This is a genomic window from Streptomyces sp. R818, from assembly GCF_056172735.1.
On the sequence record NZ_JAOCNE010000007.1, the window covers coordinates 175,648 to 183,507 of the forward strand.

7 protein-coding genes and 1 pseudogene are annotated in these 7,860 nt (G+C 72.7%); 2 read left to right on the forward strand and 6 right to left on the reverse strand.

The window, feature by feature from the left end; genetic code table 11:
- On the reverse strand, window positions 1-1,719 hold a 1,719-nt coding region (cyc2, locus tag N5I75_RS22265; protein WP_476679823.1), incomplete at its 3' end, for a germacradienol/geosmin synthase Cyc2.
- 126 nt (window positions 1,720-1,845) lie between these two features.
- Window positions 1,846-2,709, reverse strand: coding sequence for a pentapeptide repeat-containing protein (locus tag N5I75_RS22270; RefSeq protein WP_476679825.1), 864 nt, complete (start codon window positions 2,707-2,709; stop codon window positions 1,846-1,848).
- A 102-nt stretch (window positions 2,710-2,811) separates the two neighbouring features.
- On the opposite strand from N5I75_RS22270, the gene N5I75_RS22275 reads away from it, so the two are divergent.
- Window positions 2,812-3,597: an alpha/beta fold hydrolase gene (locus tag N5I75_RS22275; RefSeq protein WP_476679827.1), complete on the forward strand. Its 786-nt coding sequence runs from the start codon at window positions 2,812-2,814 to the stop codon at window positions 3,595-3,597.
- Between the two features lie 36 nt (window positions 3,598-3,633).
- Here the strand turns inward: N5I75_RS22275 and msrB are convergent, their stop codons facing one another.
- The 4 genes and pseudogenes from msrB to N5I75_RS22295 form a co-directional block, all read right to left on the reverse strand.
- The gene (gene msrB, locus N5I75_RS22280; protein WP_476679829.1) at window positions 3,634-4,041 is read right to left on the reverse strand and encodes a peptide-methionine (R)-S-oxide reductase MsrB; all 408 of its coding nucleotides are present in this window, start codon (window positions 4,039-4,041) and stop codon (window positions 3,634-3,636) included.
- A 14-nt stretch (window positions 4,042-4,055) separates the two neighbouring features.
- Window positions 4,056-5,460 (reverse strand): annotated as a pseudogene (murC, locus tag N5I75_RS22285) (UDP-N-acetylmuramate--L-alanine ligase).
- Between the two features lie 134 nt (window positions 5,461-5,594).
- Window positions 5,595-6,074, reverse strand: coding sequence for an indole-3-glycerol phosphate synthase (locus tag N5I75_RS22290; protein ID WP_476679831.1), 480 nt, complete (start codon window positions 6,072-6,074; stop codon window positions 5,595-5,597).
- 133 nt (window positions 6,075-6,207) lie between these two features.
- Window positions 6,208-7,038, reverse strand: coding sequence for a pyrimidine reductase family protein (locus N5I75_RS22295; RefSeq protein ID WP_476679833.1), 831 nt, complete (start codon window positions 7,036-7,038; stop codon window positions 6,208-6,210).
- A 37-nt stretch (window positions 7,039-7,075) separates the two neighbouring features.
- Between N5I75_RS22295 and zapE the strand changes: the two genes are divergently transcribed.
- The coding region (gene zapE / locus N5I75_RS22300; RefSeq protein WP_476679835.1) for a cell division protein ZapE at window positions 7,076-7,860 on the forward strand (785 nt) is incomplete at its 3' end.

A 7,860-nucleotide genomic window follows, 5' to 3' on the forward strand; every position in this document is an offset into this window, starting at 1 on the left:
GTGGCCCGCGCGGCACATGGACAGGGTGAGGTCGGAGCCGAAGGTGGCGCGGCGCATCTCCAGGTAGTCGACGGGGTCGGGGATGCGGTGCTGTGCCTGGTTGAGGATCTCCCAGACCCAGCTCTCCGTCATGGCGTCGACGGCGGCCCTGAGCCCGGTCCGCTGCTCGGGTGTCATGGTCGCGGTCGTGCGCGCCCACAGGTCGGTGAGGCCGCGCTCCATGGCGTTGGCCGGTTCGGGCGGGGGTTCGTCCGCCAGGGGCATGCAGGCCGAGAGGCGTTCGGTGCACAGCCTGGCGGCGGCGAGGTCGTGGCGCCGCCCGAAGACGAGCGGGTAGTAGTCGTCGCCGTAGGTGCCCCAGGCGAGCCACTGCGCGCTGAGGCCGAGGGTCTCCGGGGAGCCGTCCGGGTCGATCCCCGCCGAGCAGAGGGCGAGGTCGGCGGCGGCGAGCTTGTCCTCGTCCCAGACGCCCTCGCCGAGGATACCCATGGCGCGCACCCACTGGCCGAGGCGCACGCGCGCGTGGTCGAGCGCCGGGTTCAGCCTCACCTCGTACGGCATGAGGAAGTCGGGCAGGCGCGAGGGTCCCACCTTCTGGAACGGCACGTGCGTGTACGCCCGCAGCCGCTCGGCCCCGGCGGACGTGAGCAGGGCGTGTACGTCGGCGGAGGCGGTGCCGGGGCCGGTGGGGCCGCGCAGCGGTGACGGTTCCTCGACGGCGCCCTCGTTCATGTAGCGGCTCGACCGCAGGTGCCACTCGTGTCCGCCGGACTGCCAGTCCTGCAGCCCGCGCGCGTACGCGGCGACGGCGGCGACCTGGTCGGGGGTGAGCCCCTTTTCGAGGCAGAGCGCGGGCACCTCGGTCAGCGCGGTGTGCTCGAACTGGTGCATGCGTGAGGTCAGCACGTCGTTGACGGCTTCCGCCGCCTCCTGCGTCGTACAGCCGAAGAACGTCTCCAGGACGAGGACGCCGTTGCTGAGCTCGCCCTCGTCGCGGACCTCACGCTCGTAGGAGAAGAGGTCGTTGCGCAGGTGCACGGCGTCGGAGAACGTTTCCTTCAGGACGCGCAGCGGGCGCGACGCGGCGACCGGCGCCGGGATCTCGGCGGTCGCGTACTCCACGAGCCCGGCCGACCAGGGGGCGCCGCCGACCTTGCGGCGCATCTCGATGTACTCGACGGGGTTGGAGACGCGGCCCTCGTTGATGTTCGAGAGCTCCCACATCGACTCGTTGAGCAGGTGCTCGGTCGCCTCGGCGAAGCGGCGGCGCCAGCCGGAGGACATGGCGGGCACGGTGCGCCGCCACAGGTCCGCGAGGCCGGCCTCGACGGGGTTCTCCGGCTCCGGCACCGCCGCGAAGACGTCCATCGGCATGAACAGGGGCAGCCGCTCCAGGTGGGCCTTGCCGCCCTCGCGGTCGCCGGTGCGCTTGAACAGGTCCAGGAAGTGGTCGTCGAAGAAGAAGACCCACACGTACCAGTCGGTGATCAGGGAGAGCGCCGGGCCGTCGCAGTCGGGGTGCGTGTACGCGCACAGCAGGCCGTAGTCGTGCGCGTCGAGGTCGCTCCGCTCCCACACGCCGCTCCCCTCCAGCATCCCCATCGCGCGGGCCCACTCGGCGGAGTGGGCGCGGGCCTGGTCGAGGTGGGGGTTGAGGCGCGCCTCGTACGGCATGTAGAAGCGCGGCAGGCGGAACGGTTGTGTGGACTGCTCTGTCATGGGCGCGGCCCTACCCGCGTGGCCCCGGCCCATCCACGACGGGCCGGATGATCGCTCCATCGCGTGAATCGCGGGAACGAGGAGTGGGCGGGGGCGCGGCGGGGAAGCGGCCCGTCCGTGTCGGGGTTACGCGGCCCAGCGCGCGGGGCGCGCCAGGCCGGGCGGCAGCTTGGTGGCGGCGTCGCCGTGTGCCGCGTTCACCTGGGCCTGGGTGAGGAAGATCGCGCCCGTGAGGTCGGCGCCGGCGAGCCGGGCGTCGCGCAGGTCCGCGCCGATCAGGTCGGCGAAGCGCAGGTCGGCGCCGGTCAGGTCGGCGGCTATGAGGAGAGCGCCGCGCAGGCTGGCGCCCCGCAGGTCTGCCGCGTGCAGACGGGCCCCGGCGAGGTCCGCGCCGCGGTGGTTCTTCTTGCGCCCCGGCACCTGGGCGCGGACCAGGTCGCTCGCCTTGAGCAGCAGGGTGTTCACGTCACCGCGGATCGCGGGCACGTCGGCGGCGAGCAGTTCGTCGGCGCCCGCGCGCGTGAGGCGCTCGATGGCGTCGTGGGCGCGCCGGGCGTCGCGGTGCACGGACTTGGCGCGGCGCAGTTCGAGCACTTCGCTCAGGTACCACAGCAGTTCGTGCAGCTGCCGCATGACGGGGAACGTCTCGTACATCGCCCGCGCGCTCTCCGGGCGCTCACGCCAGCTGACGCCCTCGAACGTGACCTGCGAGATCTTCTGTCCGGCGCCGAAGCAGTCGAAGACGGTGCACCCCTGATAGCCCTCGTCGCGCAGCCGCGCGTGGATGCCGCAGCGGAAGTCGTCCCGGAGGTTGCGGCAGGGGCTGCCCGCGCTCTTGTTCCGCGCGAAGTCCTGCGACTTGGCGAACGGGAGCGCCACGCAGCACAGGCCGAAACAGTCGCCGCAGTCGGCACGCAGCTCGGAGCGGCCGGGTCGACCGGGCGCAGAGGGGACGGAAAAGGTGTCGGCGGAGGCGTCGGCTGAGGTCACAGGCGCTATTGTCGCCGATCCCCCGGACACGCCCCCTTGTGGGCCGGGCGGGGCCGCGCCACCGTGGAGCGATCCGCACCGCCACATCCCCGGGAGTTCGCCGTGGCCTCCACCTACCTCCTTCCCCATGAACGGCACGGAGACGGTCCGCACAAGGTGCTCGCGGTGCACGGCTGGTTCGCCGACCGTTCCGCGTGGGCGCCGGTCGTGGCCGACCTGGACCGGGTCTCCTTCGAGTACGCGCTGGTGGACCTGCGCGGCTACGGGGAGGCGAAGGACACCCCGGGGGCGTACACGACGGCCGAGGGCGCGGGCGACGTCCTCGCGCTCGCGGACCGGCTCGGCTGGGAACGCTTCTCGCTGATCGGGCACTCGATGGGGGCGAGCGTGGCGCAGCGCGTCGTCGCCGCGGCACCCGCGCGCGTGCGGCGCATCGCGGGCGTCTCGCCCGTCCCGGCGTCGGGCCTCGCGCTGCCGCCGCAGCGGTGGGAGCTGTTCGCGACGGCGGACAACGAGCCGGCGCACCGCCGCACCATCATCGACCTCACCACGGGCGGCGTCCGCCCCGCGGCCTGGCTCGACCGGATGACGGCGCGGTCCGTGGCGCGCAGCGACGCCAAGGCGTTCCGCGCCTGGCTCGACTCATGGACCCACGACGACTTCCACCACGACCTGGAGGGCTGCACCACCCCGGCCCTCGCCGTCACCGGCCAGCTCGACCCGTCCCTCCCCGCGGACCTGATCCGCGCGACCTGGCTGCACTACTTCACCCGCGGCGAACTGGTCGACCTCCCGGTCTGCGGCCACTACGCGATGGACGAGGCCCCGCTGGCGCTGATCAGGGTGGTGGAGGACTTTTTGCGGGCGGACCGGACGGGGCGGGCCTGAAGGCCCGCCCCGTCCGGACACCGGTGCTCAACCGTTTCAGCCCTCGACCGGCTCCAGCCGCAGTGACACCGAGTTGATGCAGTACCGCTGGTCCGTCGGGGTCGGGTAGCCCTCGCCCTCGAAGACGTGGCCCAGGTGGGAGCCGCAGCGGGCGCAGCGGACCTCGGTGCGGACCATGCCGTGGGAGCGGTCCTCGATCAGTTCGACGGCGGCGGAGTCCTTCGGGTCGTAGAAGGAGGGCCAGCCGCAGTGGGACTCGAACTTCTCGGTCGAGGTGAACAGCTCGGCGCCGCAGGCGCGGCAGGCGTAGACGCCCTTGGTCTTGGTGTCCGTGTACTCACCGGTGAAGGCGGGCTCGGTGCCGGCCTGGCGCAGTACCGCGTACTCCGCCGGGCTCAGCTCCGCGCGCCACTGCTCGTCCGGCTTCTCGACGTCGTACGACATGGAGACACTTCCCTTCAGCGCTGTGCGAGGTGGTCCAGGATGCGCGGGCCGAGGTCCGTGACGTCGCCCGCTCCCATGGTGAGAACGAGATCGCCGGGCTTCGCCATTCCCGCGACGAGCGCGACGGCCGCGTCCTTGTCGGCGGCCGGGTGGACGTCCGCGCCCGCCGCTCGCGCCGCGTCGACGATCAGGGCGCTGGTGACGCCCGGGATCGGGTCCTCGCGGGCCGGGTAGATGTCGAGGACGACCGAGGCGTCCGCGAGGGCGAGGGCCGCGCCCATCTCCTTGCCCAGCTCCTGGGTGCGGGAGAAGAGGTGGGGCTGGAAGAGGACGAGGAGGCGGGAGTCGGCCGCCGCGCCGCGCATCGCCTCCAGGTCGGCCGTCATCTCGGTGGGGTGGTGCGCGTAGGAGTCGATGACCTGGACGCCTGCCTCCTCGCCCTTGAGCTGGAGGCGGCGCTTGACGCCGGTGTAGGACTTCAGGGCGGCGGCCAGGTTCCGGGAGGGGATGCCGAGCGCGACGCCCGCCGCGAGCGCCGCGACCGCGTTGTGCGCGTAGTGGCGGCCGGGGACCGAGACGGTGAAGGTGAGCAGCTTGCCGTCGAGGAGGACCGTGACCTCGCTGGTCAGGCCGCGCGGCGTGACCTTGTGGATGCGGATGTCCGCCGACTCCGACTCGCCGTACGTGACGACCTTGAGCGACGTCGTGTCCCGGATGCGGCGGGTCAGCTCGACCGCGCCGGGGTGGTCGGCGGCGATGACCAGCGTGCCACCGGGGACGATCTTCGAGGTGAAGATCTCGAAGGAGTCGTAGATCTCGTCCATCGACGCGTAGTTCGCGTGGTGGTCGAGCTCGACGTTGAGGATGATCGCGACTTCCGGCCGGTACTTGTGGAAGCTGCGGTCCGATTCATCGGCCTCGGCCACGAAGATGTCGCCCTCGCCGTGCAGCGCGTTCGAACCGGGGGCGTCCAGGTCGCCGCCGATCGCGTAGGACGGTCCAGATCGAGCGAGGACAGGGCGACGGCCAGCATCGACGTCGTGGTCGTCTTGCCGTGGGTGCCCGCCACCGCGATCGGGCGCAGGCCGTCCATGAGGGAGGCGAGCGCGTCGGAGCGGTGCACGACGGGGATGCCGAGCTCGGCGGCGCGCGCCAGCTCCGGGTTGTCCTCGCGGATCGCGGAGGAGACGACGACGCAGGTGGCGTCGGAGGCGAGGTGCGCGGCGTCGTGCCCGATGTGGACCGTGACGCCGAGCCCGCGCAGCGCCTCGGCCGTGGCGGACTCCCGCGCGTCGCTGCCCGCGACCTTCGCCCCGCGCTGGCGAGGATCTTGGCGATGCCCGACATGCCGGCCCCGCCGATGCCGATGAAGTGCGGTCGGTCCATGGCGGCGGTGGACGTGGGCAGGCCGGGTGCCATACGTGTGTCTCCCCTGGGGTTCCTGAGTGCTGCTGCGTGACCCGATCCGTAGCCGGAGTGGCTACGGATCGGGCCCAGCCTATTGCCTCCGTCCGACCCGCCCCTCATCCGAGCCCGGCGTCACGCGCCCGCCCTCACGCCTCGCGCTTGCTGTACGAGAACAGCTTCAGCACTGGCACCCCCACCTTGTGCCGTGCCCGCGAGGCCCAGTCGCGGTGGAAGAACTCCTCGACGTAGTGCGGGTCGGTCAGGACGATCACCTCGTCGGCCTTGACCTCGTCGACGAGCCCCTTGAGCGCGTCGAGGGGGTGGTCCTCGATCAGCCGGCCCTCGGCGGCGCAGCCGGCCTGGTGCAGCGCGGTGAGGGAGACGCTCAGCGCCTGCGCGGCGGGGGCCTTGGCCTCGTCGCCCTCGGGCACCTCGTCCTCCCGGGCCGCCTCGTCCAGCTCTCCCATCGCTACGTCGTCGATGGCCCGCAGCAGGCGGTCCGCCTGGTCGCCGCGGGGCTGGAGCAGCACATGGAAAGAGACTTCCTCGTCGCCGTGCAAAGTGGTGACGAACTCCACGTCGGCGGACGTCAGGGCCTTCTCGATCATCAATACGCTCGTGAACACGACGGGCGCCCTTCTTCTCCTGCCGCGGGCCGTCCTGCGACCGGCCCTGGGGGACATGCGGAAACCATCCTGCCCCGTGGCCGCACGGGGGCTGCGAAATTTAGTGTGCCCAGTGGAGGCAAAACGGAACGAGTCATTCCGCCGAGTGTCGATCCCGCCGGTACCGGGAGAACAGGAATCCGTCCTCCTCCAGGAGAGATGCCAGCTCGAAACGTTCCGGCAGGTCCAGCTCCGGCCCCCCGGCGATCCGCTGCGCGCCGCCCGCCGTGAGCAGCGGCGACACCGTCAGGCACAGTTCGTCGAGCACCCGGGCGGCCACGAACTGCCCGAGCAGCCTCGGCCCGCCCTCCGTGAGCAGCCGGGTCAGGCCCCGCCCGGCGAGCGCCTGAACCGCCCGCTCCGGTTCGACCCCGGCGCCCTCGCCCGCGATCAGCACCTCGGCCCCGGCCGCGCGCGCCGCCGCCACCCGGTCCGCGGGCGCCGCCGCGCCCGTGAGCACGTACGTCGGGGCCGGTGGCTCGGTGAAGAGCGGGAGGCCGAAGTCCAGGTCGAGGCCGGCGCTGATCACCGCGATGGACGGGGCGGGGCCCTGCCCGGCCGCCTTGCGGCGCGCGAGGAACGCCTCACGCGCGCGTGCGGGCCTGTACCCCTCCTGGCGGACCGTCTGGGCGCCGACCACGACGGCGTCCGCGAGGCCGCGCAGGGTGCCGAAGATCCGCATGTCGGCGGGGCTGGAGAGGGGCTGGGAGCGGCCGTCGTGCTGGGCGGCGCCGTCGAGCGTGGAGACCATGTTGGCGCGCAGCCAGACCTCGCCCGCCGCCTGCTCCGGGTAGGCGTAGGCGTCGGCGAGCTCGTCTAGGTCCCACTCGCGGGCGCCCGCGCGGCCTGGTCCGGCGGAGCCCGTGTGTCCCTCCCCACCCGCGTGATCTGCTGTTTCGTACGTCACAGGGAACAGGCGTCGCATGACGTGCAGTGTGGCACGGCGATTAGTCTTGGGTGTTGTGTCGTCCTCCTCCGAAGCCGCCGGCGCCCCGCAGCGGGGCATTCCTCCCATAGCCGACGCGGCGCCCGCGTCCCTGTGCGCCCGTGAGCCGCATGTTCCCGCGGAGCGCCTGGTCGCCGAGATGGTGCCGCCGCCCCGGTTCAGCACCGCCCGCTTCGAGACGTACATCCCCGACCCGGACCAGCCGAGCCAGACCGAGGCCGTGCGGGTGCTCAGCGCGTTCGCCGCCGGGCTCGGCGGGGCGCACGGCGCGGGCGCGGCGAAGAAGCGCGGCCTGTTCGGCTTCGGCAAGAAGGCGGCCGCCGCCCCGGCGGGCCCCCGCGGCGTCTACCTCGACGGCGGGTACGGCGTCGGCAAGACCCACCTCCTGGCCTCCTTGTGGCACGCCACCCCGGCGGCGCCCGAGCGGAAGGCGTTCGGCACGTTCGTCGAGCTGACGAACCTGGTCGGCGCGCTCGGCTTCCAGCAGACCGTGCGCACCCTGAGCGAGCACCGGCTGCTCTGCATCGACGAGTTCGAGCTCGACGACCCGGGCGACACCGTCCTCGTCTCCACCCTGCTCGGCAAGCTGGTCGACGCGGGCGTCGCGCTCGCCGCCACCTCGAACACGCTGCCCGGCAAGCTCGGCGAGGGCCGGTTCGCCGCCGCCGACTTCCTGCGCGAGATCCAGGGCCTGTCCGCGCACTTCCGGCCGCTGCGCATCGACGGCGAGGACTACCGCCACCGCGGGCTGCCCGAGGCCCCGGCGCCGTTCTCCGAGGAGCAGGTCACGAAGGCCGCCTA